Origin of the sequence: Frigoribacterium faeni (genome assembly GCF_007988805.1) — a bacterium.
In the GTDB taxonomy this organism is placed as follows: Bacteria; Actinomycetota; Actinomycetes; order Actinomycetales; family Microbacteriaceae; genus Frigoribacterium; species Frigoribacterium faeni.
The window spans coordinates 22,302-47,813 of record NZ_BJUV01000022.1 but is presented as its reverse complement, the minus strand read 5'-3'; the positions used below and the strand labels follow the sequence as shown (position 1 = coordinate 47,813).

Here is a 25,512-nt window from a genome sequence, read left to right as displayed (position 1 = left end):
CGAGCCGTTGTCGACGACCACGAGCGAGAGCGGCTCGGCCGACGAGGCCGCGATGCTCGCGGCGAAGCGCTCGAGGAACTCGCCCGAGTCGTACGACACGGTGACCACGGCCACCCGGGGTGTCTGGTTCACGGGGTTCCTCTCACGGCGGCCTGGTAGACGTCGTCGTGCACGGCAGCGCACCGGGCCCACGTGAACTCGGCGGCCCGCGCGAGGCCCCGCGTGCGACGGGCGACGCGGTCGACCTCGGGTGCGGCGACGCGCTCCAGGGTAGCCGCGATCTCCGCGGACGAGACACCGGTGTAGTCGACGGCGTCACCGCCGACCTCCGCGAGCGAGAGCCGGTCGGTGGTCACGACGGGCGCTCCGCAGGCGAGGGCCTCGATGACGGGCAGGCCGAAGCCCTCGCCGAGGCTGGGATAGGCGACGCACTCCGCGCCCCCCAGGTAGGCGGAGAGCTGCTCGAGGGGGAGGTAGCCGGGCACGACGACCCGCTGGAGGCGCGGAGCGGCCGCCAGGGCGCCGTCCGTTTCGGAGTCCCACCCCCTGGCACCGGCCACGACGAGGGTCCACGGATGCTCGCCCGCCGCGACGCGCGACGTCGAGAACGACGAGACCGCCGCGATCAGCGCAGGCACGTTCTTGCGCGGCTCGATCGTGCCGAGGAACGCCACGTAGGGTTCGTCGCCGAGGTCGAGGTCGTCGCGCATCACGCGGATCTCGGCGGCGGTCGGCTCGCGGAACACCGTGCGGTCGACGCCGAGGGGGGCGACCTTGAGGAGGCGCGGCGTCACGCCGACGAGCCGCTCGAGCTCGTCGGCCGTGGCCCGGCTCGGGGTGACGACCGCGTCGGCCAGACGCAGCGCGAGCCGCGTCCAGAGCCGGAAGAAGCGGGCCTTGGTGGGGATGTGCCACTCGGGGTCGCTGAAGAACGTGGCGTCGTGCAGGGTGACGACGCGGCGGCGCCGGGTGAGCAGCGGCAGCGTGTAGTGGGGGGAGTGCACGACGTCGGCGCCGATGCGGCGGGCGAGGAGGGGGAGGCCGGTCTGCTCCCAGAGCAGGCGGACCGCCGTGCGGCGCAGGGCCGCGGGGGCGCGGTGCACGACGGCGTGCGGCGCGTTCGACGCGAACCAGTCGGACTGCGCCCCGGGCTTCGCGACGACGTGCAGCTCGACGTCGTCCGACCGGAAGGCCTCGACGAAGCCGGTGACGTAGCGGCCGACGCCGCCGAGATCGTCGGGGACCGCCGTCGCGTCGACCAGGGCACGGATGTGTGTGGACAAAAGGTCGAAAGAGCTCCGGCTAGGATTGCGATCTGGTTCGGCCAGTCTAAGCTAGCCGAGTTTTGCAGGCGCTCCCGTCGCCTCCCGTCCCGCAAGGATCCGAATGACGTACTTCCAGGAACTCTGGTCCTCCAGAGAGCTCCTCTTCAATCTCACCAAGCGTGAGATCACGGGGCGCTACAAGAGGACCGTCCTGGGGCAGCTGTGGTCGCTGCTGAACCCGCTGGCCTCGATGCTCGTCTACACCTTCGTCTTCAGCATCATCTTCCGCAACGACCCGGGCCCCGGCGATCCCAGCGGCATCGACGCCTACTTCATCTGGCTGCTCTGCGGACTGCTGCCCTACCAGTTCTTCTCGAACGCCGTGAACAGCGGCATGGGGGCCATCTGGTCGAACTCGGCCCTCGTCAAGAAGGTCTACTTCCCTCGCACGACGCTCGTCCTGTCGTCGAGCGCCGCCTCCGGCTTCAACTGGAGCGTCGAGATGGGCATCCTCGTGATCGCCCTGCTGATCGTCGGCGGGCCCGGCGTGCTCGTCTTCCTGCCGGTCGTCCTCCTCTTCATGGCCCTGATGCTGATCTTCGCCACCGGTCTCGGCCTCATGCTCGCCGTGGTGAACGTGTACTTCCAGGACACCCAGCACCTCATCGGCATCGCCCTGCGCCTCCTGATGTACCTGAGCCCCGTGGTCTACCCGCTGACGCTGGTGATGAACGCCAGCAACGGCATCGGACCGCTCTTCGGGTCGGTCACGCTGTTCGACCTCTACCGTCTCAACCCCGTCGAGCGCTTCATCTCCGCCTTCCGGACGCTGCTCTACGACCAACGACTGCCCGAGCTCGACGACACGCTGTTCTGCCTCGGGTACGCGGCGGTCTTCATCGTCCTGGGGCTGTGGATCTTCCGGAAGAACGAGAAGAAATTGGCAGAACTCCTGTGAGCGAACCCGCCGTCACCGTCAACAACGTGTCGAAGAAGTTCCGTCTGTTCAAAGAGAACAACCGGACCCTGAAATCCACGGTCATGCGAGGCCGCCGCGTCGTCGGCGAGGACTTCTGGGCCGTCCGCGACGTCAGCTTCGACGTGCCCAAGGGGTCGACCTTCGGTCTGATCGGCCGCAACGGCTCGGGGAAGTCGACGCTGCTGAAGTGCCTGGCGAAGATCCTCTCGCCGAACGAGGGCTCGATCGAGTACAACGGCCGTCTCGCGGCGATGCTCGAGGTCGGATCGGGGTTCCACCCCGAGCTGACCGGCCGGGAGAACGTCTACCTCAACGGGTCGATCCTCGGCCTCAGCCGCAAGGAGGTCGCGGCGCGCTTCGACGAGATCGTCGACTTCTCCGAGATCGGCGACTTCATCGACCAGCCGGTCAAGAACTACTCGTCGGGCATGTACGTCAGGCTCGGCTTCTCGGTGGCGATCACCGTGCGCCCCGACATCCTCGTCGTCGACGAGGTCCTCGCGGTCGGCGACAGCGCCTTCCAGCGCAAGAGCCAGGACAAGTTCAACGAGCTGCGCGACGGCGGGCGCACGGTCATCCTCGTGACGCACTCGATGGCGAACATCCGCCGCATGTGCGACCAGGTCGCCTGGATCGACAAGGGCCAGCTGGTCCACGCCGGATCGGTCGACGAGGTCGCACCGGCCTACGAGGACTTCATGAAGAGCCGCTGACCCGAGCTCTCTCCGGTCGACGACCGCCCCGGCGATCAGCGGCTGATCAGCGCCCGTCGCTCGGCTGCGCCGACCACGGCGCGGGCGTTCCATGCTCGTCGTGACGACAGATCATGCGGCAGCGACCTCACCGCCGAGAGCAGGCCGTCGGACACCGCAGCGGCGGTCTCGCCGGCTCCTCGCCCCCGAGCCGCGGCGATCCGCAGCCTGACGGCCCGGACGACCGTCGCCGACCAGGCGCGGGCCACCACCGGCAGGGGGGCGTAGCGCGTCGCCACGACCAGTCGGTTGCGGGCGTTCTGGCGCACGAAGAGCGGGCTGCCGTCGACCGTGCTGTGGGCATGGCGATGCAGCACGACCGCGTCGTGCTCGTAGCGGATCGCCCAGCCGGCGAGGCGCAGCCGCCAGCTGAGATCGGTGTCCTCGTAGTACAGGAAGAGCGACGGATCGAAGCCGCCGACGTCGTCGAGGGCCCGGCGTCGGAGGGCGACGGCTCCGCCGCACAGTCCGAACACGTCGGGGGAGGGACGCTCGCCGTCGCCGTCGGGGCGCAGCCAGTCGCGGTCGCGACCGTTGCCCGACGCGGTGATCTCGACGCCGGTCGAGTTGATCAGCCGGACGCCGTCGGCCCGGAGCTCCGAGAGCAGCAGACGACCGGTCACCGCACCCGTCGCCTCGGAGTCGAGGAGGCGCCCCACGGCATGGTCGACGAAGCCCGCCACCAGCGTGGCGTCGTTGTTGAGCAGGACGACGACCTCGGCGTCGGAGGCCTCGATGCCCGCCTGGACGCCTCCGGCGAAGCCGAGATTCGAACCGGTCCGGACCACGACGGCGTCGGGGGCCGTCGTCGCGGCGACGGCGAGGGAATCGTCGTGGGAGTCGTTGTCGACCAGCACGACCCGGACGGAGTGGTCGCTTTCATGCTCGACCACCGAGCGGAGGCAGTCGCCGAGCACGTCGGCGCCGTTCCAGTTGACCACCACCACGTCGACCGTCGTCATCGCGTCCTTCCTCGGGCCGCGCGTCGCGGCGGTCCACCACGATACCGGCCGAGGGCCCGCGGGGTCGTCGCGACGCCGTGGCGCGACGGCGCTCGCCAAGAACCGGCTGCTACGGTGGCCGACGGTCCGGGCGCGCCCTCCGTCGAGCCCGGCAGCACGTCGACCCCGTGTCGACGAGAGGGAGAAGACACCATGCCGAAGCTGAAGCCGCGCACGAAGACCGAGTCGCCCGACGAGTCCTCGGCGGGCGAGCGCGTGAGCTGGCGCTCGCGGGTGCCCGCCCTCGGACCCGGTGCCGTCGCCGTGATCGTCGTCGACGCCGACCAGACGCGTCTCGTCGCCAGCGTGGTGGAGCTCTTCCCCTCGGCCGAGGTGCACGTCGTGTTCCCCGGACCCGACGTCCCCCGTCCCGACGTCGAGGGCGTGGTCTGGCACTCGGCGCCCGGCAACGACGCGCTGGGCCCGCTGCTCGAGCGCATCGGGACGCTCGACGCGTTCGTCTTCCTCCGCCGGGTGCGGGTCGAGGCGGCCCTCGCCACCTGGGGCCGGTCGTACCTGCACCTCGCCGACGGCGGCACGTTCGTCCTGGCCAGCGTCAACGGCACGAACGCCTCGGCCACGACCGCCCTCGACCGGCTCGCGACCATCCGCGACGGCGAGATCGAGGGCATCAGCCGCGAGGAGACCGAGGCGGCCCGCTCGACCAGCGACATGACCGCGACGCCCGACGGGATCGTCTTCACCAAGAGCGGCTCGCACCAGCTCAAGGTCGGCGAACGCCGCGCGGACGACGTCCTGCCTGCCCGCCTCCCGCAGCTCGGGCACGACGAGATCACGCGTCTGCCCGCCACGACCGTCACGGCTGCGGGCGGCGGCGTCGTGTCGCACCGCAGCACCGACCCGCAGTCCGTGCTCACGGCGGAGTACGAGGTGCCCGAGCTCCCGCTGCGCCGCTACGGCGCACCGGTCGTGCTGGGTCAGCGGCTGATCACCCGCGTCGGTCAGACCCTGCTGCCCGGTTCGTTCAAGTCGCCCTTCAAGAAGGAGGTCGCACCCGAGATCGGACGGAACCCCACCCCGACGTTCGCCGCGGTCGGGGACTCCTCCGCGCGTCGCCTGGAGGGCGCCTACTACGACCTCCGCTGCGCCTGGCCCGGTCAGTACGGGCACGTGCTCACGGACACCGTGGGCAAGCTGTGGGGCTGGGCCGAGGCCAAGCGGGCCGTCCCCGGGCTGAAGGCCCTCTATCGGCTGGCTCCGAAGACCACCGAGCCGGGCTTCGAACGCGACCTCTTCCGCGCCTTCGGCATCGCCGACGAGGACGTCGAGTGGGTGCGCGACGACGTGGAGGTCGAGTCGCTCGTCGCCGCGACGACCATGTGGGAGAAGGACTACCCGCACTACGCCCACCCCGGGCTCCGCGACATCTGGTCGACGCTGCGCACGTCGCTCGCCGACCCCGCCGCTCCCGTCGTGCGCAAGATCTTCGTGTCGCGCCCGCCCGAGCTCGAGGCGCGACCCTGCCGCAACGTCGAGGACGTCGAGGAGCACTTCCGTCGACGCGGGTTCGCCGTCGTGCGACCCGAGACCATGAGCCTCGCCGAGCAGGCCACGCTCTTCTCGGGCGCCGACGTCGTGGCCGGCTTCGGCGGCGCGGGCATGTTCAACGTCCTCTTCGCCGCGGCGCCGAAGGCGGTGATCCTGCTGAGCCACGAGTCGTACCTCGCGAAGGACGAGCAGCTCTTCGGCCTGCTGTCCGGCGCGCAGGTGCACGTCTTCTGGAGCGCCGCCGACGTCCCCCGCGTCGAGGGATCGTGGAACCCCGACGCGTTCAAGTCGGCGTGGGAGTTCGACTTCGCCCGCAACACGGGCGACCTCGAAGAGGTCCTGTCGGCCTTCTGATCGCGCCGTGACTGGACACGGCCCGAGAATTTTGTACCCTGGTCCCAGGGGGCGCTTCCGATCGGGAGCGGTCCACACAGCTACTTCGTCTTCCGGCCATCCCGGGCGCATCCGTGCGCGGCTGACGGCGACGTGTCCGACAGATCAGGTATCGACATGCGCTCAACACGTCCAGGGTCCTCTCGCGCGCCGCGGAGGATCGGCACGCGCCTCCTCCGGTTGACGGCGGTCGTCGCCGCCGTGGCGGTGGCCGCGACCGGTCTGATGGTGGCGACCGAGGTCGCACCCGCCGAGGCGGCTCCGGCGGCGGCCACGGCCTCCGGTTCGGACTTCAGCCCCGGTTTCATCATCAGCGACGCGAACTTCTACGCGTCGAACGCGATGACGGCGAGTCAGATCCAGTCGTTCCTGACCAGCAAGGGAGGCGCGTGCTCCGGCGCGAACTGCCTCAAGGTGAAGAAGGTCGCCTCGAACACCCGCGCCGCCGACAAGTACTGCGGTCGCTACGCCGGGGCGTCGAGCGAGTCGACCGCCACGATCATCCAGAAGGTGTCGGCGTCCTGCGGTGTCAGCGCGATGGTGCTGCTCACGACCCTCGAGAAGGAGCAGTCGCTCGTCACGTACTCGGGCAACCCGTCGGACGAGCGCCTCGGACGCGCCATGGGCTACGCCTGTCCCGACACCACGAACGGCGCCTGCGACAGCACCTACTACGGCCTGTTCAACCAGATCTACTCGTCGGCGCACCAGATGAAGGTGTACGGCAACAGCAGCTTCTTCAACTGGTACCCGGTGGGCAAGGTGAGCAACGTCCGCTACAACCCCGACGCGTCCTGCGGCTCGAGCCAGGTCACGATCCAGAACAAGGCCACGGCGGCGCTGTACTACTACACGCCGTACCAGCCGAACGCGGCGGCGCTGCGCAACATGTACGGCACCGGCGACGGCTGCAGCGCGTACGGCAACCGCAACTTCTTCCGGATCTACACCGACTGGTTCGGCAGCACGACCGGCAACGTGAACCCGATCGGCCGTCTCGACACGGTCTCGTTCGTCAAGGCGGGCACGGCCCGCGTCACCGGGTGGGCGATCGACCCCGACACGGCCGATCCCATCGAGGTGCACGTCTACGTCGACGGCCGGTACTCGAAGAGCGCGACCGCGAGCGTCAACCGGGCCGACGTGGGGCGTGCGCAGCCGAAGTACGGCCCCCGGCACGGGTTCTCGATCGACATCCCCAAGACGACGGCCAAGGCTCATCAGTTCTGCGTCTACGGCATCAACCGGGAGTTCGGCTCGAACAGCCAGCTCGGCTGCAAGAACTTCACGATGACGAGCGACCCGCAGGGCCGTCTCGACAGCGTCACGTCGAACGCGGCGGGCAAGGCGACCGTCTCCGGCTGGGCGCTCGACCCGAACGCCTCGAAGTCGATCGGCGTGCAGATCTACGCCGACGGTCGCAAGGTCGCCACGGTGAACGCGTACCGGTCCCGCCCCGACATCGGGCGCGCCTACCCCGACTGGGGCCCCGCCCGCGGCTACAGCGCCACGGTCGCGTTGGCGCCGGGGAAGCACACGTTCTGCGCCTACGGCATGAACATCGGCGGCGGCAAGAGCGCTCAGCTCGGGTCGTGCAAGGTGGCGACGGTGTCCAGCTCGGCCGCCGTGGCCGAGACGTCGCCTCAGGGCCGTCTCGAGCTGCTCGAGCACCGCTCGACGGGGCTGCTCTACGCGAAGGGCTGGGCCCTCGACCCGTCGACCACCGCGGCGACCAAGGTGGTCATCAGCGTCGACGGCAAGGCCGTGAGCACCGTCAACGCGACCGCCGCTCGCCCCGACGTCGCTCGGGCCTACCCCAGCTGGGGTCCGAACCGCGGCTGGACGGCCGTCCTGTCCGGGATGAACGCCGGCTCGTACCAGGTCTGCGCCACGGCGGTGAACGTGGGTGACGGCAAGGACGTCACGCTGCCCGTCTGCCGCACCGCGCAGGTGAGCACGAGCTGGCCGATCGGCCGGGTCGACACCGTGGCGAGCACGACGGCCGGTCGCATCGACGTGAGCGGCTGGGCCCTCGACACCGACACCACGAAACCGATCAAGGTCGACGTCAGGGTCGACGGCGTCTCGCGTGCGGTCGTCACCGCGTCGGGCGACCGGCCCGACATCGCACGCGCCTACCCGGCCTCCGGAGCCGCGCACGGCTTCACGGCCGCCATCCCGAACATGACGGCGGGCACGCACGAGGTCTGCGCGGTCGGGAAGAACGTCGGCGCCGTCGGCGGCGACACGGCGTTCACCTGCAAGACGGTGACGGTCCGATGAGCGACCTCGGACAGGACCTCGACGACCAGGACGACGACCGTTCGCGATCGCGTCAGATCGTCGTCTGGGCGGTGGTCTCGGGCGTCGTCCTGGTCGCCGCGGTGGCGCTGATCGTGGCGTTCCTCGTCGGGGGCTCCGGTTCGCCCGAGCCGGTCGCGAGCGGTTCGGCGTCGCCGACGCAGCCCGTGGAGTCCCCGTCTCCCACGGGGGAGTCGTCGCCGACCGCGGAGCCGTCGACCCCGACGGCCACCGACCCCTCGGCGACGCCGACCACCCCGGTCGCGTCTCCGACCTCGGGTGCCGGCCCCGCCACGACCGACGTCTTCACGCCGCGGCTCGTCTGGGAGCCGAGCACGTCGGCCATCGAGGGTGCGGCCGTCATGGGGTCGATCGTCGAACAGGGCGGCACCTGCACGATCGTCGCCGAGCGCGGAGGCGAGTCGGTCGAGTCCGAGGCCTTCCCGGCCCAGGCCGACGCGCAGTCGACCGTCTGCGGCTCGCTCTCCCTGTCGTCCGATCGACTGACCGCGGGCGACTGGCAGGTGCACGTCCACTACGAGTCCCCGGACGCCGTGGGCGACTCCGACGCCACCACGGTCGCCGTCTCGGGCTGATCCTCCGCGGGCCACGTCCGGCGGACGCGGTGCGCGGCCGACGAGAAGAGCCGCTCCCCTGCAGGGGAGCGGCTCTTCTCGTCGGCGCCTCCGGGTCAGCGGGGCTTGATCACACGGCGTTTGACCCGCGACCAGACGGCGTCGACGCCGCCGTGGCGGAGGTAGAAGGCCGCACGCTCGATGTCGTGCGCGAGACCGTGCCGACGGGGCGGGCGGCGCGTGATGAGGCTGGCGGCCGATGCCCGCGGGGCCGCGGGAACCGGCGAGACGGTCTTCACCTTGTCGGCGGCCTTGATCGGGTTCCGGCAGAACTCGACGAGCGGGGCGAGCGCGTTCTCCCAGACGAACTGCGACCGCACGGCTTCGACGTTCGCACGGGCGGCCGCGGCCGCGGCGTCGTCGTAGAGCACGCTCTCGAGAGCGGCGGACAGCGCGTCGACATCGAGCTCGGGAACAGCGACGCCGAGCTCGGCCGACGCCACGAGGTCGCCGAAGCTGTCGCCCTCGGTGCTCACGATCGGGAGTCCCGTCCAGAGGTAGTCGAGGATGCGCGTGCGGAACGAGAAGGTCGTCTCGACGTGCGTGAAGTGGGTCGACACCCCGGCGTCGGCCTCGAGCAGGTAGTTCTGGCGGTCGTCGTAGTCGACCCACGAGTCGTTGAGGAACACGTTGCGGTCGAGGACGCCCAGCTCGCGGGCGAGCTCGCGCGTCTCGCGGACGATCGCCATCTCGGGCACGTCCGGGTTCGGGTGCTTCGTGCCCATGAAGAACAGGCGGACGTCGTCGTGACGGGTCGCCAGATCGGCCACGGCCCGGACGAGGGTCTTCGGGTCGAACCAGTTGTAGAGACCGCCGGCCCAGACCACGATCTTGTCGTTCTCGCCGATGCCCGGCACGACGCCGCGCAGCGCCTTGCGCGTGTGGACGGCCGGCGTGCTCGGAAGACCGAAGGGCGCGATGGCGAGGAGCGAGTCGAGCGACTCGTCGCGGCTGTAGTTCCAGGCGTTGATCCGGCCCATCGCGGCCATCTGACCGAGCCAGAACATGCGCTGACGCTCGGACGCGCAGAGGAAGAAGTCGCCGAGGCCGATCTGCTTGTTCAGCGAGTCGGCGGCGCCGAGGATCTGGTCGTCCCAGTCGTCGAGTGCCTTCTCGCGCCCCTGTTCGAGCTGTTCGAGGTGCATGGGGTCGTAGATGTCGACCACGAGGACCTTCGACGTCGACTCGAGCACCTCGAACTGCTGCAGGGCGTAGCCCTGCACGATGATGACGTCGGCCCACGCCTCGTGCTTGGTCATCGGAGCGGGGAAGTGGGGCGACACGACCTGGATGTCGAAGGGCGCGTCGAGCGGTTCGGCCGTCGTGAGGCTGATCACGCGCACGTCGTGCTCCGCGCTCAGCAGGGTCGCGATGTTCCAGACCCGGATGGCCGGTCCGGCCATCTTCTTGCCGAACGAGTCGCCCGTGATGATGAGGATGCGGCGGCGGGCGCCGGCGGCCCGGGGTGCGTCGGCGCTCTCGGCGCCCGGCGCGAACGCGCCGGCGAGCACGTCGAACGAGCGCACCACGGCGTCGTAGCCGTCGAGGTAGTGCGGCATGTCGGCGAGAGGCGCGTCGGTCGTGCCGAACAGCGGAGCCAGCTCGCGGTCGCTGCGGGTCCGCTGCGCCTGCAGCTCGCGACGCGTGGCGGTCAGCGACGGGAGGTCGTCGACGAAGGCGTCGAGCGCGAAGAAGCCGGCGGCGCTGGTCTTCGGCATCGAGAGGTTCGGCTCGGAGTCGTCGCCGGGCACGCGGAGGTCGAGCACGCCCGAGTCGACTCCGCCCCGGGCCAGCGACCGACGGGCGATCAGCGCCATCGCGCCGGGAAGGGCGGTCGCCAGGGACTCGTCGTCGAGGTTCTTGTAGATCGTGTAGAGCGCGTTCCGCTCGAGCAGGTACATCTCGCGGAAGTCGCCGTAGGCCTTCATCGAGGCGTGGTGCTTGTGGAAGGCGAGGCTGGCCGGCTGGTAGCGCACCCGCCAGCCGAGCAGGTTGAGGCGCCAGCCCAGATCGACGTCGTCGTAGAACATGAACAGACGCTCGTCGAAGCCGCCCACCTGCTCGAAGACCTCGGCGCGGACGAAGAGGGCGGCGCCGGTGCCGAACAGGATGTCGCGGGCCTCGTCGTGGCTGCCGTCGTCGGGCTCGAGGTAATGCGGCTTGTGTCCCATGCCGAACCACGCCACCGCGGAGTCGACGAAGTCGATCTTCCGACCGTCCCAGTCGAGCACCTTCGACGCGACCGCCGCGATGTCGCGGCCCTGGTGGAACGTCTCGATGGCCTCGCGCACCCAGGCGCGGTCGGGCTTGGCGTCGTTGTTCAGGAAGGCGACGAACTCGCCGCTCGACTTCGCCACTCCGAGGTTGCTGCCGCCCGTGAAGCCGAGGTTCTTCTTCGACTTGACCAGCAGGACGTCGCCGTGGGCGTCGCGGATGCGGCGCGCGCTGTCGTCGCCCGACCCGTTCTCGACCACCACGATCTCGAGCAGTTCGGCCGGCCAGTCGACCGCCTTGAGCTCGGTGATGCAGGTGATGGTGTCGTCGGCACCACGGAAGTTGACGAGGACGACGGAGACGACTCCGGGGCGGCGTTCAGTCACGGACGGCCTTTCGAGCGGGGCTTTCGAGCGAGAGCAGGAAGGCCCGAGTCTAGCAACGGGGCCCTGCCCGGTCGGGGAGGCGCGGAGCGGCCCGCTCCCGTTCCGACGGGCACCGCCCATGAGAGCATGAACGGGTCCTCGTCCGCCCCGTCCGAGTCGGAGCCCGTGTCCGCCGTCGCCTCCCGCACGCCGCCCGTCCGTGGGCGACCGACTCTGCGGGCGATCGCCGCGAGGCTCGTCGTCCCGCTCCTCCTGGCGGTGGTGGGCGCGGCCGTCTCGTGGCGGCGGCTGCCGGCAGTGGCCCGCGACACCCTCTGGGCCGAGGACGGCCGGGTGTTCATCGGCGACCGGCTCGACGACGGCCCGGTGGTCGGGCTGTTCCGGGTCTATCAGGGGTACCTGCATCTGGTTCCCCGCGTGATCGCCGACCTCGTGGTCTCGACGGTCCCCGTCGAGTCGTGGGCTCTCGCGACGACCGCCGCCTCGTGTCTGGTCGTCGGCGCGGTCACGGCGCTCGTCTTCGTCTGCACGCGCTCGGTCGTCCCCGCGACGACCCCGCGCCTCCTGATCGCGTCCATCACCGTCCTGGTGCCCGGGGCGTCGATCGAGGTGCTGGGCACCACGGCCAACCTGCACTGGTACCTGCTCTGGGCGACGCCGTGGGTGCTGCTCTCGAGGCCCGGCGGACGCCTCGCCGCATCCGCCGCCGCCGGCGTCGTCGCCGTCGCGGGGCTGACCGAGATCCAGTCGGCGCTCTACCTCCCCCTGGCGCTCCTCGTCTGGCGGCACCGACCGTCGCGCCCGATGGTCCTCGCTCTCGGGGCGTCCGTCGCCGTCCAGCTGATCGCGACCCTCGCGTCCCCTCGGACCCCGGTCGGGGCCGGCGACCCGGTCGGCCCGGCGTCGACGGCGCTGGGGTTCCTGCTCGGACCGGTCGCGACGCTGATCGCCGGCGACTCCGACGGCGTCGCCCGGCTCGTGTCGAGCACGGGCTGGTGGCCGGTCGTGGCTCTCCTCGTCGTCGTAAGCGCGTGCGCGGCGGGGATCGTGCTCCGCGGCGACCGTGGTGAGCGGACGATCGTCGTCGTCGCCCTGGTGGCCGCCCCCGTGCTGTGGTCGGCCGCGATCACCCTGAACCCGGATCCGACCTACCGCTACGCCGAGCTGATCGGGCGCGGACTGCCCGAGTTCGTGCTGCTGCGCTACGGCGTCGTGCCCAGCATGTTCCTGCTGACGATCGTCGTGGTCGGGGCCGCGCGACTGTGGCGTTCGACCGGGTGGCGACGGCCGGTCGGCGCGGTCCTGATGGTCGCGACCGCGGCGCTGCAGCTGGCTCACCTCCCGACGGACGAGACCCGGCGGGAGCTCGGCCCGGTCTGGTCGGTCGAGGTCGCGAGCGCCGTGGGGGAGTGTCGCGGCGGCGAGGACGACGCGGTGCTGACCACGGCACCGGTCCAGGCCTGGCCGCCGTCGCCGTGGATCGTCGAGCTGTCGTGCGACGATCTCGAGGCTGGGCGCCTCGACGGCTGAGGGGCGTTAGTCTCGGACTCGACCTTTCCCGATCCACCGAGGACGACCGTGCGTGAACCTGTGAATGCGGCCTGCCTGGCCATCGTGCCGACCTACGACGAGGCCGAGAACATCCGCCGCATCGTCGACCGGATCCTCGAGGCCGTCCCGACGGCGCACGTGCTCGTCATGGACGACGCCAGCCCCGACGGCACGGGCCGCATCGCCGACGAGATCGCCGCCGCCGACGACCGCGTCTCCGTCGTGCACCGCGCCGGCAAGGAGGGCCTCGGCGCCGCGTACGTCGCCGGATTCCGCTGGGGTCTCGACCGCGGGTACCGCGTGCTGGTCGAGATCGATGCGGACGGCAGCCACCCGGCCGATCGTCTCCCGGCGATGCTCGAGGCCCTCGACGGCCCGTCGCGTCCGGGCCTCGTGATCGGTTCGCGCTGGGTGCCGGGCGGCTCGGTCGTCAACTGGCCCCGCCGCCGGGAGTTCCTCAGCCGCGCGGGCAATCTCTACTCCCGTCTCGCCCTGCGCATCTCGGTCCGCGACGCGACGGCGGGCTTCCGCGCCTACCGGGCGGACGTGCTCGCGGCCATGCCTCTCGAGAGGGTCGCCTCGCGCGGGTACTTCTTCCAGGTCGACATGACCCTGCGGACGCTCGACGCCGGGCACACGGTGGTCGAGGTGCCGATCGAGTTCCGTGAACGCGAGGCGGGCGTGTCGAAGATGAGCGGGTCCATCGTGCAGGAGGCCATGCTCAACGTCACCGTCTGGGGCGCTCAGCGCGCCTGGCGCCGGATCCGCGGGCTCCCGGTCCGCAGCGAGTAGCGGCCCGGTCGGCCCCGCCCGAAGCGTCGGGGGGCCGAGCGGTCCGGGTCAGCCCGGCAGCCGCGAACGCCAGGAGCGCTTGCGCGCCGCGATGGTCGCGACGGCGACGAAGAGCATCAGCGAGCCCTCGAAGAGCACGTAGCTCTCGGCGAGGGCGGTGACTCCGATGAGCACGAGCACGAGGGCCGGCCACACGTAGGCGACGATCGGGTGGCCCGACGCGGTCGTCCAGCTCCGGACGAAGGCCAGCGTCCCGGCGGCGATCAGCAGCAGCATCCCGGCGAGACCGAGCTGCAGGCCCATGTCGTAGAACGCGTTGAGCCCGGTCGCGTAGGGCCGCCCGTTCGGCGACAGGATGGTCGAGAACGGGAAGATCTCGCCCGGCCACTGACCGACGAAGCCCCAGCCCGTGATGTCCTTCATCGAGCTCAGCTCGCGGATGCGCTCCCAGAGGGCCGTGCGCGCGGAGAGGTCGGCCGTGGCGTCCACGGAGTCGAGGAGGCGCGTGCGGCCCGCGTAGGCGAGGGCGCCTCCCGCGACGAGCAGCGCCGCGAGCACGCCCTGCATCAGCGGCCGGCGTCGTTCGGGGGCGCGACGCAGAGCGTTGAGCGCCACGCCGGCGACGACCAGAGCGAGCACGGCCACGGCGGTGACCGGCGACCTCGCGAAGAGCAGGGTCGCCACGGCCATGACCCCGGACGCGACGGCCTGCGGTCGCGGCACCGACCGGGTGAGGAACTCGACGGCGAAGGTCACCAGGGCGAGCGCCGCCAGGAACCCGATGTAGTTGCGCGTCCCGGCGATGCCCTGGATGGGGCCGCCGTAGGCGAGGTTCCCCTGGATGCCCAGGAACGCGATCGGCTGGTCGATGAGGAGTCCGCTCAGCACCTCGAGCGCGAGCGAGGTCACGAGGACGATGCGCAACGCGTCGCCGACCGCGCGGACGACCTGGACGAGGTCCCGTCCGAGGGCCAGGTAGATGCCCAGCAGGCCGAACGCGGCCGCGTACGCCGCGCCTCCCACGGTGACCCAGGTGTACTCGCTCCAGAACACGCTCAGGCCCATGAAGCCGAACAGCGCCAGCAGCGAGACGGGCAGGATGCCGCGCCATTCGACGTGGTGGCGCTGGCCGAACAGCGACACGGCCGCGAGCACGAGCAGGGCGGCGAGGATGGCCACCGACCCGGGCCAGCCCATCAACGAGCGGATCGCCTCGGTCGAGAAGCCGTAGAGCACGATCGCCACGGCCAGCGCCTGGCTGAAGTGGCCCCCGGCCGAGAAGCCGATCCAGGCCGACACGTACCGGCGGATCGGGTCGCGCTCGTCTCGGGTCGGCCTCACCGCACCATTGTGTCAGCCGATCGGGCGCGATCGGGCGGTCACGGTCGCAGGACGCGCGTCGGCTCGGCCACGCGGTCGCGGTCGGTCCAGCCGTAGGCGTCGCGGCGCGTGACGACGACGATCACGACCAGCAGCGCCCAGCCCCACTCGACGATCAGCCGCGACTCGGTGACGCCGTGCACGAGCATGGCGATGACGAGCAGCAGGGGGAGCAGGTCGAGGGTCGCCCACGGGGCGACGCGCCCGACGCCCAGGATCCGTCGATCGGTGGCCCACCACCACGACCGCGCGAGGACCCCCAGGCAGACGAGCGAGAACAGGGCGAGCCCGATCCAGCCCAGCTGGAACCACACGTCGAGGTAGGCGTCGTGCGCCTGCAGGTAGACGACGCCGTTGCGCTCGGCGAGGTCGTCGAAGGGGGAGACCCAGGGGATCCAGTAGCTCACCCAGCCCCAGCCCGCGACGGGGTGCTGCGCGCCGAGCGCGGACACGGAGGCCCAGATGTCGGTGCGGCCGGTGAGGTCGCTGCTGCGACCGAGCAGACCGAGCAGGGGCGCTCGCAGCAGCACGACGGCGGTCGCCGCCACGGCGACGACGAGCGCCGTGACCGCGTAGAGGCGCGGGCGCCGGGGAGGCGCGGTGCGGCGGACGAGCACCACCAGCCCCAGCACGGCGAGCACCGCGAGTCCGCTGACCACGGTCGTCGCCGACCGGGTGAGCACCAGCGCGACCACGGCGAGCACCACGCCGACCCAGCCGACCCGCGAGCTGACCGTGCGGGCCGACCACTGCGCGGCCGTCACGACCAGCGCGAGCAGCGCGAGGACGCCGAGGATGTTGCTGTTGCCCTGCAGCCCCTGGATGCGCCCGCCCTCGAACAGGACGTCGCGCGACCAGTAGAAGGCGTCGGGCACGCCGCCGGAGCAGTCGAGGTAGACGGGACAGACCGGCTGGCGGACGAGCGTGGCGACGACGAGCTCGAACAGCAGCGAGAGCGCTATGTGGATGCGGAGGGCGCGTCCCAGGGCGGCGACGATCAGCGGCCAGGGCAGCGACCAGGCCACGGCCACGGCGCCGAGGGTGGTGGCGAGGGTGGCGGGGATGCCGACGATGGACGCCGAGGGGTACTGCGACCACGCGATCGAGGCGACCGCGAAGAGGAGGAAGAGCCCGAGGAGGCGCGGGAGACTGCGCGGATCGGGCCGGTTCCGCACGACCACGACCACCGAGGCGACGACCATGACTCCGCAGGCGAGGCCCCAGCCCCACCAGCCGGTCCCGTTCCGCAGCACGTCGCCGCCGAAGAGCACGAGGAACGCCAGCGTGGCGAACACGGTGCCCTGACGACGGGGAGCGCGGAGGTCCGGCGCCGTGTCGGCCGGCTCGGTGTCGACCGGCGGGGTGGCGGGCGGCGTCGGCGTCATGGGCACCAGGCTAGACGACGGGCCGCCCCGGTCGGAGCGGCCCGTCGATCGGCGGTGGAGCGGTCTCAGACGAACGCGGCCTGGCCGGTGATGCTGCGACCGACGATCAGCGTGTTCATCTCGCGGGTGCCCTCGTAGCTGTAGAGGGCCTCGGCGTCGGCGAAGAAGCGCGCGACGTCGTAGTCGAGCACGATGCCGTTCCCGCCGAGGACCTCGCGAGCCCAGCCGACCGTCTCGCGCATCCGGGCCGTGGTGAAGGCCTTGGCGAGCGAGGCGTGCTCGTCGCGCTGGGTGCCCTCGTCGAGCAGCTGAGAGCAGCGGACCACCATGCCGATGGACGCCGTGATGTTGCCGATGCTCTTGACGAGGAGGTCCTGGATGAGCTGGTGCTTCGAGATCGGCTTGCCGAACTGGACGCGGTCGTCGGCGTAGGCGAGAGCGGCCTCGTAGGCGCCGATCGAGTTCCCGACGGCGGCCCAGGCGACCTCGGCGCGGGTGAGGCGCAGCACGGCGGCGGTGTCGCGGAACGACGTCGCCTGCTGGAGACGCAGGCTGTCGGGGATCCGGACGTCGGTGAGGGTGATGTCGGCGTTCTGGACGATGCGCAGACTCTGCTTGCCCTCGATCTTCGTGGCCGAGTAGCCCGGTGTCGAGGTGGGCACGATGAAGCCCTTGACCTGACCGTCCTCCGCGCTCTTCGCCCAGATGATGGTGATGTCGCTGAAGGTGGCGTTGCCGATCCAGCGCTTCGAGCCGTTCAGCACCCAGTCGTCGCCGTCGCGCGTCGCGACGGTGCGCAGGCCCTGCGCCGAGTCGCTGCCCGACAGGGGCTCGGTCAGTCCGAAGGCGCCGACGATCTCGCCGCTGGCCATCCGGGGCAGCCACTCGGCACGCTGCTCGGGGGAGCCGCCCACGCCGATCGATCCCATGGCGAGTCCGTTCTGCACCCCGACGAACGTCGCGACCGACGCGTCGACCCGGGCCAGCTCGAGGGCGACCCAGCCGCGGAACACGGCGGAGTTCTCGAAGGGCTGGGTCTCCTTCCAGGGCATGCCGAACAGGCCGAGGTCCGCGAGGCCCTTGACGATCTCGTGCGGGAACGTGGCATCGGCCCAGTGCCGGTTCACGATCGGCTTGACCTCGGAGTCGAGGTAGGCGCGCAGGTCGGCCAGGACGCCCTTCTCGCGGTCCGAGAGCATGTTCTCGTAACCGTAGAAGTCGCTGGCCAAGGTGCTGAACGAGGTGAGGGTCGCTGATGACATCGGTGCTCCATTGCTCTCTGTCGGGACCCGGCGAGCCTAAGGAGCGTCGGGCCGGGCGGCAACGGGCTTGGTAGTTTTGACCAACGCCTCCCCGGTGTCGACCCGGCGCTTTTGTAGAGGGGGCCCAAGCACTCCACTCGACAAGCAGGTAAAGCATGTTCCTCGCCATCACCAACACGCCCCGCGACTACGCCTGGGGCTCGACGACGGCGATCGCGCAGCTCCTCGGACGACGGCCCTCCGGCCGCCCGGAGGCCGAGCTCTGGCTGGGAGCGCACCCCGGTTCGCCGAGCATCGTCGTCAACCCGGCCGTGGTCGACGGCGCCGACACCCTCGCCGACTGGTTCGCCGCCGAGCCCGTGCGCGCTCTGGGGCGGGGTCGCACCGAGCTGCCCTTCCTGCTCAAGGTGCTCGCGGCCGACGCGCCGCTGTCGATCCAGGCGCACCCGACCCCCGAGCAGGCCCGCGCCGGCTTCGCCGCGGAGAACGCCGCGGGGGTGCCGATCGACGCTCCGTCGCGCAACTACAAGGACCCGTTCCCCAAGCCCGAGATCATCGTCGCCCTGAGCGAGACCTTCGACGCGCTCTGCGGGTTCCGCGCTCCGAGCGAGACGCTCGGCGACGTCGACCGCCTCGACGCCGGCACGGGCCGCCTCTCGTCGCTCCGGGGCAGCGTGCAGTCGTCGCTCGAGTCGACGCTGGCCTGGGTCTTCGACGGCTCGGACGAGGCCGCGCGGGTCATCGCCGCCGTCTCCGAGCTCGCCCGGACGGCAGTCGATCCGTCGCCGAGCATCGCGACCGTCGTCGATCTGGCCGACCGGTACCCGGGCGATCCCGGGGTGGTCGTCTCCCTGCTGCTCAACCGCGTGACCCTGAACCGCGGCGAGGCGCTGTTCCTGCCCGCGGGCAACGTGCACGCCTATCTGGGCGGGCTGGGCGTCGAGCTGATGGCCCCCTCCGACAACGTGCTGCGCGGCGGCCTCACGCCGAAGCACGTCGACGTGCCGGAGCTGCTGCGCGTGCTCGAGTTCGAGCCGCTGCCCGTGCCCTACCTGCGCCCCGTCGAGGTCGCCCGCGGCGTCGAGCGCTTCGACCCGAGCGGCGTCGGCTTCGCCCTCCTCCGGGTGGATGCGGGAGGCGCGGGTGCGGTCGTCGAGATCGGCGGGCCCAGCATCGTGCTCGTGACCGAGGGCGAGGTGCAGGTCAAGGGGCAGGACGGCGGCATCCGCCTGGCCACCGGCGAGTCGGCCTTCGTCTCGCCCGACGAGGTGCGTCTCGCCGTGACCGGGGGCGGCACGCTCTACGTGGCCACCCCCGCCTGACGGCGACGGGGCGGACTCCGAGCCCTGGCTAGAGTGGCCTCATGTCATGGTTGGTCACCGGCGGCGCCGGCTACATCGGGTCTCATGTCGTCCGCGAGTTCGGGTCGGCGGGCATCGACGCGGTCGTGTTCGACGACCTCTCGTCGGGCATCGAGTCGTTCGTGCCCGAGGGCGTCCCGTTCGTCCGCGGCTCGATCCTCGACCGCGGGCTCGTCGCCGACACGATCGCCCGTCACGGCGTGACGGGCGTGGTGCACGTCGCGGGCTACAAGTACGCGGGCGTGTCGGTCCAGCGCCCCCTGCACACCTACGACCAGAACGTCACCGGCACGCAGCGCCTCCTCGAGGCCATGGCCGACACCGGCGTCGACCGCGTCGTCTTCTCGTCGAGCGCCGCCGTCTACGGGACGCCCCCGACCGAGCTCGTCACCGAGGACACCCCGAAGGCGCCCGCCTCGCCCTACGGCGAGAGCAAGCTGATCGGCGAATGGCTGCTCCGCGATCAGGCCGTGGCGACCGGTCTGCGCCACACCAGCCTCCGGTACTTCAACGTCGTCGGCTCGGGCGCGCCCGACCTCTACGACGCGAGCCCGCACAACCTGTTCCCCCTGGTCTTCGACGCGCTCGCCGCCGGGCGGACGCCGCGCATCAACGGCGACGACTACGCGACCCCCGACGGCACCTGCGTGCGGGACTACGTGCACGTGGCGGACCTGGCCGTGTCGCACGTGGCCGCGGCGCGTCGGCTCGACGCCGGCGAGTCCGTCGAGCCGGCCTACAACCTCGGCTCCGGGGGAGGGGTGTCGGTGCGCGAGATCATGGACGCCATGCGCGAGGGCACCGGCATCGACTTCACCCCCGAGATCGCGCCGCGTCGAGCCGGCGACCCCGATCGGATCGTGGCGGACGGCACCCTCGCGGCACGCGATCTCGATTGGACGATGCGCCACACCCTGCTCGAGATGGTCACGAGCGCCTGGGCCGCGGCCCCTCGCTCGTAGCGGCGGCCCTCGGCCTCTCATCGTCACCCGGGCCGCGAAATCGTACCCCGACACGCCGGGGCCCGCTTGACCCTCGATAGGGGGTTCAGGGTTTATTGGGCCTCGACTTGACGTGGCCGAATTACACCGGTGTAATTGTCCCATCGCAGCCGTTCAGGGGGCGACGACGACGAGGGGAGATGTGCTGTGACGATGAACGACAACCGCGTCGGAGTACCCGACGACTGGCACGTCGACCCGGTCCTGCTGGGCGTGCCCGGCGTCCGCAGGATCCAGATCGACGACGACGAGAACCAGCTCGCCTGGCAGGCCGATTCGCTCTGCGCCCAGACCGACCCCGAGGCCTTCTTCCCCGAGAAGGGCGGCTCGACCCGCGACGCGAAGAAGATCTGCGCATCGTGCGACGTCCGAGCCCAGTGCCTCGAGTACGCCCTGCAGAACGACGAGCGCTTCGGCATCTGGGGCGGTCTGTCCGAGCGTGAACGACGCAAGCTCCGCAAGCAGGCCTGACCCGCGCCTCCTCGACCATCACGGCGTGCGCCCCCGACGGGGTCGCACGCCGTCGCCGTCTCCACCGCGTCTTGGACGCTTCACAGGAACACCCGGACCGGCGCGGCGGAACCCGGAGGCGGGTCCGTCGACCTAGGCTTCACGAGTCATGCAGCCGAGAGTCACAGCGATCCTCGTCGCCCCTGGAGGGGCGACCTACCTCGACCGAACCCTCGATGGTCTGTCGCGCCAGACGCGACCGCCCGAGGCCCTCGTCGTCGTCGACACCGGCGGGCCCGACTCGCCCGCGGGGCGGCTGTCGCTCAGCGGCGCCGCGCAGCTGACCAGCGTGCCCGGCGCCCGGACCTTCGGCGAGGCCGTGGCGCACGGCGTGAGCCTCTCGCAGCCGGAGGATGCCCGGCCGCGCGACGCGGACGACGAATGGCTGTGGCTGCTCGGACACGACAACGCTCCCGCCCCGGACGCCCTCGAACGACTCATGTCCACCGTCGAGGTGGCCCCGTCGGTCGCCGTGGCCGGTCCGAAGCTGATGCGCTGGGACGAGCCGGGCACGATCGCCGAGTTCGGCGAGACCATGACGCGCTACGGCGCGTCGATGCCGCTGGTCGAGAACGAGCTCGACCAGGGCCAGCACGACATCCACGACGACGTGCTCGGCGTGGCCGCGGGGGGCATGCTCGTCCGCCGCAGCGTCTGGGTGGCCCTCGGCGGCTTCGACCCGGGTCTGCCGCACATCGACGCCTCGCTCGACTTCTCGGTCCGCGCCCGTCTCGCCGGACACCGCGTCGTCGTCGTGCCGACCGCGCGGGTGTCGAACGACGGCCACCCCGAGGACTTCGGGCAGGAGCACGGCGGCCACGCGCGCCGCGCCCGCCTCCGCCGCGCCGCGCAGCTGCACCGTCGTCTGGTCTACGCTCCCGTGGCCGCGCTGCCCCTGCACTGGCTCAGCCTCGTGCCGTTGGCCGTGGTCCGCTCGGTGTGGCACCTGCTGACCAAGAACCCCGGCGCCGTGCTGGGCGAGTTCTCCACCGCTCTGCGCGTCGCCTTCGGCGGGGGACGCATCCCGGCCGCGCGCCGGGCGCTCCATCGGACCAGGTCGACCTCGTGGTCGGCCGTCGAGCCCCTCCGGGCGAGCTACAACCAGGTGCGCGAGAGGCGGGTCAACGAGCGGGACGCCCTCGTCGCACGAGGCGAGGACTCCGCCGACCCCCGCGCCAGCTTCATCGGCTCGGGCGGCCTCTGGGTCGTCGTCGCGACGACCGTCGTAGGCGTGATCGCCTTCCTCCGCCTCCTGCGCGAACCGGCTCTGACCGGCGGAGGCCTGCTGCCGCTCAGCACGTCCGTCGGCGAGCTCTGGAGATCGGTCGGCTGGGGCTGGCGCGAGATCGGCGCCGGCTTCGTCGGGCCGTCCGACCCGTTCGCGCTCGTCGTGGCCCTCCTGGGCAGCGCCACGTTCTGGTCGCCGTCGACGTCGGTCCTGGCGCTCTACCTCCTCGCGGCTCCCGTGGCGGCGCTCGGCACCTTCTTCGCCGCCCGTCGCATCACGTCCCGCTCGTGGGTCCCCGCGGTCGCCGCCGCCCTGTACGCGCTCTCGTCGCCGCTCTTCTCGGCCCTGCAGACCGGCCATCTGGGTGCGGTCGTCGCGCACGTGGCCCTGCCCTTCTTCGTCTGGGCCCTGATCGGCTCGGCGCGCTCCTGGGCGTCGGGTGCCGCCTCCTCGCTCCTGTTCGCCCTCGTCGCGGCCGGCGCCCCGTCCCTCCTGCCGGCGCTCGTGGTCCTCTGGATCGGCTCGCTGGCGACCCGGCCCCGCGGCATCCACCGCATGATCGCCGTGCCGCTGCCGGCTCTGGTCCTGTTCGCGCCGCTGGCGATCGTCCAGATCATGCGCGGAACCTGGTGGGGGATCGTCGCCGACCCGGGCGTGCCGTCCCGGACCGAGGCCGCCTCGCCCCTCCAGCTGCTGCTCACCTCGCCCGAGACCGGCGCGAACGGCTGGACGGCTCTGCTCGGTGGCGCGGTCGAGGGCTCGACGCTGGCCGTGCTCGTCGCCGTGGCCGTCGCGCCTCTCGCCCTGCTGGCGCTGGCCGCGCCGTTCGTCGGATCGCGCACCCGGGCCGTCCCCGCCCTGGTCCTCGCACTGCTCGGGTACCTGACGGCCGTCGCCGCCACCCAGGTGTCCATCACGGGCGTAGGGAGCGAGACCACCACCGTCTGGGCGGGGAGCGGACTCAGCCTCTACCTCCTCGGCCTGATCGGCGCCGCCGCCGTCACCCTCGACCGTCTCCCGCGGGTCGCCCCCGCCTCGGGCGTCGTGGTCGCGGTGTTCGCCGTCGTCGCGGCCGTCCCCGTGCTGATCGGATCGCTCTCCGGCGCGGCCGACGTGCGCTCGAGCTCGGGCCGGATCCTGTCCGCCTACGTCGCGGCCGAGGCGGAGGCCTCGCCCGACATCGGCACCCTCGTGCTCACGCCGCAGCCCGACGGGTCGCTCGCCGTGTCCCTCGAGCACGGACAGGGAGCCACCCTCGACGACCAGTCCACGCTCGACTCGACGGCGCAGAGCCTCAGCTCGACGAACGACGACCTCACGGTGCTCGCCGGCAACCTCGTCAGCCGCAGCGGCTTCGACCCGTCGGCCGACCTCGCACGGCAGGGCGTCGGCTTCGTCCTGCTGACCGAGAGCGGCGACGACGCCGAGGCGGCGGCGCTCGGCCAGCGCGCCAGCGAGGCGCTCGACGCCGACGCGTCGTTCCTCCCGGTGGGCGACACGTCGAACGGCCTGCTCTGGCGGTACGTCGACGCGACCGACCAGCGCGAGCCGCACCCCGACGGCGGACCGCTGGGCGTGATCGTCGGGATCACCTGGGCGCTCGTGCTCGGGTCGGCTCTGCTGCTCGCGATCCCCACGACGCCCCGTCGCCGACGCAGCCGCGCCGGCACCCCCGAGGCCGAGCAGCCCGCCACCACCTTCGACGAGGAGCGAGATGACTGATCGATCCATCGCCTCGACCACCGGTCGCATCGTCGTCGGCGTGGTCGGCATCGCCGTCGGCGCGGCCGTCGTCGCCGCCGCGACCGTGCTTCCCCTGCCGACGCTCGAGACGACTCCGGCCGGTCAGGTCGTGACTCCCGTCCCGCTCGACCCGCAGCGGGTCTGCGGAGGCAGCGTCCTCCGCCTGTCGGACGCCGAGGGGCAGCAGGCCACGACCGCCAGCGCGGTCGGCGCCGCCGACGTCGTCACCTCGTCGAGCACCGACGCCGAGGTCGCGCAGACCCTCGTGGGCGCCGACGGCAGCTCGTCCGATCCTCAGCTCGTCACCGCTCCCACCGACGGCGCCGACGTGCCGCTCGTGGCCGGGGCGCAGAGCCAGTCGGTGTCGTCCGACGACCTGGTCGGCTTCGTCAGCGCGCCCTGCGCCGAGCCCACCAGCTCGACCTGGCTCGTCGGCGGCTCGACCGAGACCGGTCGCGTGTCGCTGATCACCCTCGTCAACCCCAGCGACGTCAACTCGACCGTCGACCTCGACATCTCGGCCGAGAACGGTCCGGTCCAGGGGCCCGGCATCGACGGCATCGTCGTCGGCCCGCGGAGTCAGCGCGTCATCCCTCTGTCGGGGTTCTCCACCGGGCTCCTGTCGCCCGTCGTCCACGTCCAGAGCCGAGGGGGGCAGATCGTCGCCTCGATGCAGGAGTCGATCGTCCGGACCCTCGATCCCGGCGGTGTGGACATCGTCAGCGGTGCCGCCGCCCCGAGCACCACGGCGGTCGTCCCCGGTGTGATCGTGCGCGGCGGCGAGGCTCTCGAGGCCGCCCTCGCCGACCCGGCCGCGGGTGATCTCCAGAGCGCACTGCGTCTCTTCGCCCCCGGCGGCGAGGCGGCCCAGGTCTCGGTGTCGCTGGCCTCCGACGACGGCACGGGCACGACCTTCGACACGCGCATCGAGGCGGGTCTCGTGACCGACGTGCCGATCGACGGGCTCGCCGACGGCCTCTACACCGCGACCGTGACCGCGGACGTCCCCGTCGTCGCGGCGGCGCGGACGTCCGCGCTCTCGGCGGACGGCGCGGTGGACGTCTCGTGGGCTCCGTCGGCGCCCGCGCTCGGCGGCGAGACGCTCCTGTCCGTCCCCGAGGGGGACGGGGCGCGGCTCACGCTGGCGAACCCGGGCGACGAGGCCGTGACGGCCTCGGTCTCGATCGACGGCGAGGCCCGCGAGGTCGAGGTAGCGCCCGGCAGCAACCTGGCGGTCCGGGTGGCCTCGGGGGAGTCGGTGCTGATCACCGACGCCGACGGTCTCCGAGCGGGCATGAGCTTCTCGGCCGACGGAGCCGTCGCGGCCTGGCCGGTCGTCTCGCCCCTGCCGGCGTCCTCGCCGGTCACCGTCTACCCCTGATCAGCGGTCGCGCCACCGGTCGGGCGCGAGCTCCCACGGGTCCTTCCCCAGGAGCTCGGCGACCGCGCGGAAGACGTGCCCCTCGACGAGGACGCGGTGGTCCCACTCGGCGTCGGGCGAGCTCCGGTGCTCGAGCGCGGGGGCGAGCCGTTCGATGGGGAGGCGGTACAGGACCACGCGCCGGGCCCCGGAATCGACGAGCCATCGCTCCACGCGCCTGCGGTCGGGGCGCGCGGGCAGTCCGGCCACCTCGAAGGAGACCCCCTCGAGCTCGTCGGGCCACAGCTCACGCAGGTAGTCGGCGGTCGACGCCACGATGTCGTCGAACAGGTCGACCCGGGTGCGGAGGAACGGCAGATGCGGCCCGGCCGCGGACGACCGCAGTCCCCGGCCGTGCCGGTCACGGTGTCGCGAGCGGTCGGTGACGCGGACGCGGTGGGGCCTGACCATCGGGCCATCGTAGTCCCGGACGGCCGGCGCCGA

Annotated in this window: 19 protein-coding genes; 12 read left to right on the top strand and 7 right to left on the bottom strand. The window is 71.7% G+C overall.

Annotated elements, in window-relative coordinates; translation table 11 throughout:
* Positions 1 to 128 precede the first annotated feature (128 nt).
* Entirely contained in the window at positions 129 to 1,283 is a 1,155-nt protein-coding gene (locus tag FFA01_RS11190; protein WP_220478053.1) for a glycosyltransferase family 4 protein, read from the bottom strand.
* Between the two features lie 103 nt (positions 1,284 to 1,386).
* Here FFA01_RS11190 and FFA01_RS11185 point away from each other — a divergent pair, with 103 nt between their 5' ends.
* Together FFA01_RS11185 and FFA01_RS11180 are read left to right on the top strand one after the other, a co-directional pair.
* Positions 1,387 to 2,223, top strand: coding sequence for an ABC transporter permease (locus tag FFA01_RS11185; protein ID WP_146856110.1), 837 nt, complete (start codon positions 1,387 to 1,389; stop codon positions 2,221 to 2,223).
* Entirely contained in the window at positions 2,220 to 2,957 is a 738-nt protein-coding gene (locus tag FFA01_RS11180) for an ABC transporter ATP-binding protein (RefSeq protein WP_146856108.1), read from the top strand. Before FFA01_RS11185 ends, FFA01_RS11180 begins: the two co-directional genes overlap by 4 nt.
* A 35-nt stretch (positions 2,958 to 2,992) precedes the next feature.
* Here the strand turns inward: FFA01_RS11180 and FFA01_RS11175 are convergent, their stop codons facing one another.
* Positions 2,993 to 3,958, bottom strand: a complete 966-nt coding sequence (locus FFA01_RS11175) for a glycosyltransferase family 2 protein (RefSeq protein WP_146856106.1) — start codon at positions 3,956 to 3,958, stop codon at positions 2,993 to 2,995.
* A 192-nt stretch (positions 3,959 to 4,150) separates the two neighbouring features.
* On the opposite strand from FFA01_RS11175, the gene FFA01_RS11170 reads away from it, so the two are divergent.
* The 3 genes from FFA01_RS11170 (at position 4,151) to FFA01_RS11160 (ending at position 8,796) form a co-directional block, all read left to right on the top strand.
* Positions 4,151 to 5,860, top strand: coding sequence for a glycosyltransferase family 61 protein (locus FFA01_RS11170; protein ID WP_167627353.1), 1,710 nt, complete (start codon positions 4,151 to 4,153; stop codon positions 5,858 to 5,860).
* Positions 5,861 to 6,079: 219 nt separating this feature from the next.
* A complete protein-coding gene (locus tag FFA01_RS11165) occupies positions 6,080 to 8,182 on the top strand; it encodes a hypothetical protein (protein ID WP_146856102.1) in 2,103 nt (700 codons plus the stop codon).
* Positions 8,179 to 8,796: a hypothetical protein gene (locus FFA01_RS11160; protein WP_146856100.1), complete on the top strand. Its 618-nt coding sequence runs from the start codon at positions 8,179 to 8,181 to the stop codon at positions 8,794 to 8,796. The genes FFA01_RS11165 and FFA01_RS11160 overlap by 4 nt, the downstream gene beginning before the upstream one ends.
* A 95-nt stretch (positions 8,797 to 8,891) precedes the next feature.
* Here the strand turns inward: FFA01_RS11160 and FFA01_RS11155 are convergent, their stop codons facing one another.
* Positions 8,892 to 11,435, bottom strand: coding sequence for a glycosyltransferase (locus FFA01_RS11155; protein ID WP_146856098.1), 2,544 nt, complete (start codon positions 11,433 to 11,435; stop codon positions 8,892 to 8,894).
* A 126-nt stretch (positions 11,436 to 11,561) separates the two neighbouring features.
* Here FFA01_RS11155 and FFA01_RS11150 point away from each other — a divergent pair, with 126 nt between their 5' ends.
* Positions 11,562 to 12,965: a hypothetical protein gene (locus FFA01_RS11150; protein WP_146856097.1), complete on the top strand. Its 1,404-nt coding sequence runs from the start codon at positions 11,562 to 11,564 to the stop codon at positions 12,963 to 12,965.
* A gap of 48 nt (positions 12,966 to 13,013) precedes the next feature.
* A complete protein-coding gene (locus FFA01_RS11145; RefSeq protein WP_208720907.1) occupies positions 13,014 to 13,778 on the top strand; it encodes a polyprenol monophosphomannose synthase in 765 nt (254 codons plus the stop codon).
* A 48-nt stretch (positions 13,779 to 13,826) separates the two neighbouring features.
* Here the strand turns inward: FFA01_RS11145 and FFA01_RS11140 are convergent, their stop codons facing one another.
* From FFA01_RS11140 to FFA01_RS11130, 3 genes are all read right to left on the bottom strand, one after another.
* The gene (locus FFA01_RS11140) at positions 13,827 to 15,119 is read right to left on the bottom strand and encodes an exopolysaccharide production protein (protein WP_146856095.1); all 1,293 of its coding nucleotides are present in this window, start codon (positions 15,117 to 15,119) and stop codon (positions 13,827 to 13,829) included.
* 38 nt (positions 15,120 to 15,157) lie between these two features.
* Positions 15,158 to 16,543 (bottom strand): O-antigen ligase family protein, encoded by a 1,386-nt coding sequence (locus tag FFA01_RS11135; protein WP_146856093.1) that lies wholly within the window; start codon positions 16,541 to 16,543, stop codon positions 15,158 to 15,160.
* 65 nt (positions 16,544 to 16,608) lie between these two features.
* Entirely contained in the window at positions 16,609 to 17,805 is a 1,197-nt protein-coding gene (locus tag FFA01_RS11130) for an acyl-CoA dehydrogenase family protein (protein ID WP_146856091.1), read from the bottom strand.
* 155 nt (positions 17,806 to 17,960) lie between these two features.
* Between FFA01_RS11130 and manA the strand changes: the two genes are divergently transcribed.
* From manA to FFA01_RS11105, 5 genes are all read left to right on the top strand, one after another.
* Positions 17,961 to 19,127 carry a mannose-6-phosphate isomerase, class I gene (gene manA, locus FFA01_RS11125; RefSeq protein ID WP_146856089.1) on the top strand — a complete coding sequence of 389 codons (1,167 nt, stop codon included), beginning with the start codon at positions 17,961 to 17,963 and terminating at the stop codon, positions 19,125 to 19,127.
* A gap of 41 nt (positions 19,128 to 19,168) precedes the next feature.
* Positions 19,169 to 20,128 carry a UDP-glucose 4-epimerase GalE gene (gene galE / locus FFA01_RS11120; protein WP_146856087.1) on the top strand — a complete coding sequence of 320 codons (960 nt, stop codon included), beginning with the start codon at positions 19,169 to 19,171 and terminating at the stop codon, positions 20,126 to 20,128.
* 192 nt (positions 20,129 to 20,320) lie between these two features.
* On the top strand, positions 20,321 to 20,638 hold the full coding sequence (locus tag FFA01_RS11115) for a WhiB family transcriptional regulator (protein WP_146856086.1): 318 nt from the start codon (positions 20,321 to 20,323) through the stop codon (positions 20,636 to 20,638).
* Positions 20,639 to 20,786: 148 nt separating this feature from the next.
* On the top strand, positions 20,787 to 23,627 hold the full coding sequence (locus tag FFA01_RS11110; protein ID WP_146856084.1) for a glycosyltransferase family 2 protein: 2,841 nt from the start codon (positions 20,787 to 20,789) through the stop codon (positions 23,625 to 23,627).
* A complete protein-coding gene (locus FFA01_RS11105) occupies positions 23,620 to 25,029 on the top strand; it encodes a DUF5719 family protein (protein WP_146856082.1) in 1,410 nt (469 codons plus the stop codon). The genes FFA01_RS11110 and FFA01_RS11105 overlap by 8 nt, the downstream gene beginning before the upstream one ends.
* Here FFA01_RS11105 and FFA01_RS11100 read toward each other — a convergent pair whose 3' ends face one another.
* Positions 25,030 to 25,479, bottom strand: coding sequence for a metallopeptidase family protein (locus FFA01_RS11100; protein WP_146856080.1), 450 nt, complete (start codon positions 25,477 to 25,479; stop codon positions 25,030 to 25,032).
* Positions 25,480 to 25,512 lie beyond the last annotated feature (33 nt).

What these genes read in the sequence shown, in the direction of transcription:
- FFA01_RS11105 (WP_146856082.1), top strand. Translation starts at nt 23,620, where the DNA reads ATGACTGATCGATCCATCGCCTCGACCACCGGTCGCATCGTCGTCGGC.
- FFA01_RS11135 (WP_146856093.1), bottom strand. Translation starts at nt 16,543, where the DNA reads ATGACGCCGACGCCGCCCGCCACCCCGCCGGTCGACACCGAGCCGGCC.
- FFA01_RS11115 (WP_146856086.1), top strand. Translation starts at nt 20,321, where the DNA reads ATGAACGACAACCGCGTCGGAGTACCCGACGACTGGCACGTCGACCCG.
- FFA01_RS11150 (WP_146856097.1), top strand. Translation starts at nt 11,562, where the DNA reads ATGAACGGGTCCTCGTCCGCCCCGTCCGAGTCGGAGCCCGTGTCCGCC.
- FFA01_RS11185 (WP_146856110.1), top strand. Translation starts at nt 1,387, where the DNA reads ATGACGTACTTCCAGGAACTCTGGTCCTCCAGAGAGCTCCTCTTCAAT.
- galE (WP_146856087.1), top strand. Translation starts at nt 19,169, where the DNA reads ATGTCATGGTTGGTCACCGGCGGCGCCGGCTACATCGGGTCTCATGTC.
- FFA01_RS11170 (WP_167627353.1), top strand. Translation starts at nt 4,151, where the DNA reads ATGCCGAAGCTGAAGCCGCGCACGAAGACCGAGTCGCCCGACGAGTCC.
- FFA01_RS11110 (WP_146856084.1), top strand. Translation starts at nt 20,787, where the DNA reads ATGCAGCCGAGAGTCACAGCGATCCTCGTCGCCCCTGGAGGGGCGACC.
- FFA01_RS11160 (WP_146856100.1), top strand. Translation starts at nt 8,179, where the DNA reads ATGAGCGACCTCGGACAGGACCTCGACGACCAGGACGACGACCGTTCG.
- FFA01_RS11100 (WP_146856080.1), bottom strand. Translation starts at nt 25,479, where the DNA reads ATGGTCAGGCCCCACCGCGTCCGCGTCACCGACCGCTCGCGACACCGT.
- manA (WP_146856089.1), top strand. Translation starts at nt 17,961, where the DNA reads ATGTTCCTCGCCATCACCAACACGCCCCGCGACTACGCCTGGGGCTCG.
- FFA01_RS11175 (WP_146856106.1), bottom strand. Translation starts at nt 3,958, where the DNA reads ATGACGACGGTCGACGTGGTGGTGGTCAACTGGAACGGCGCCGACGTG.
- FFA01_RS11130 (WP_146856091.1), bottom strand. Translation starts at nt 17,805, where the DNA reads ATGTCATCAGCGACCCTCACCTCGTTCAGCACCTTGGCCAGCGACTTC.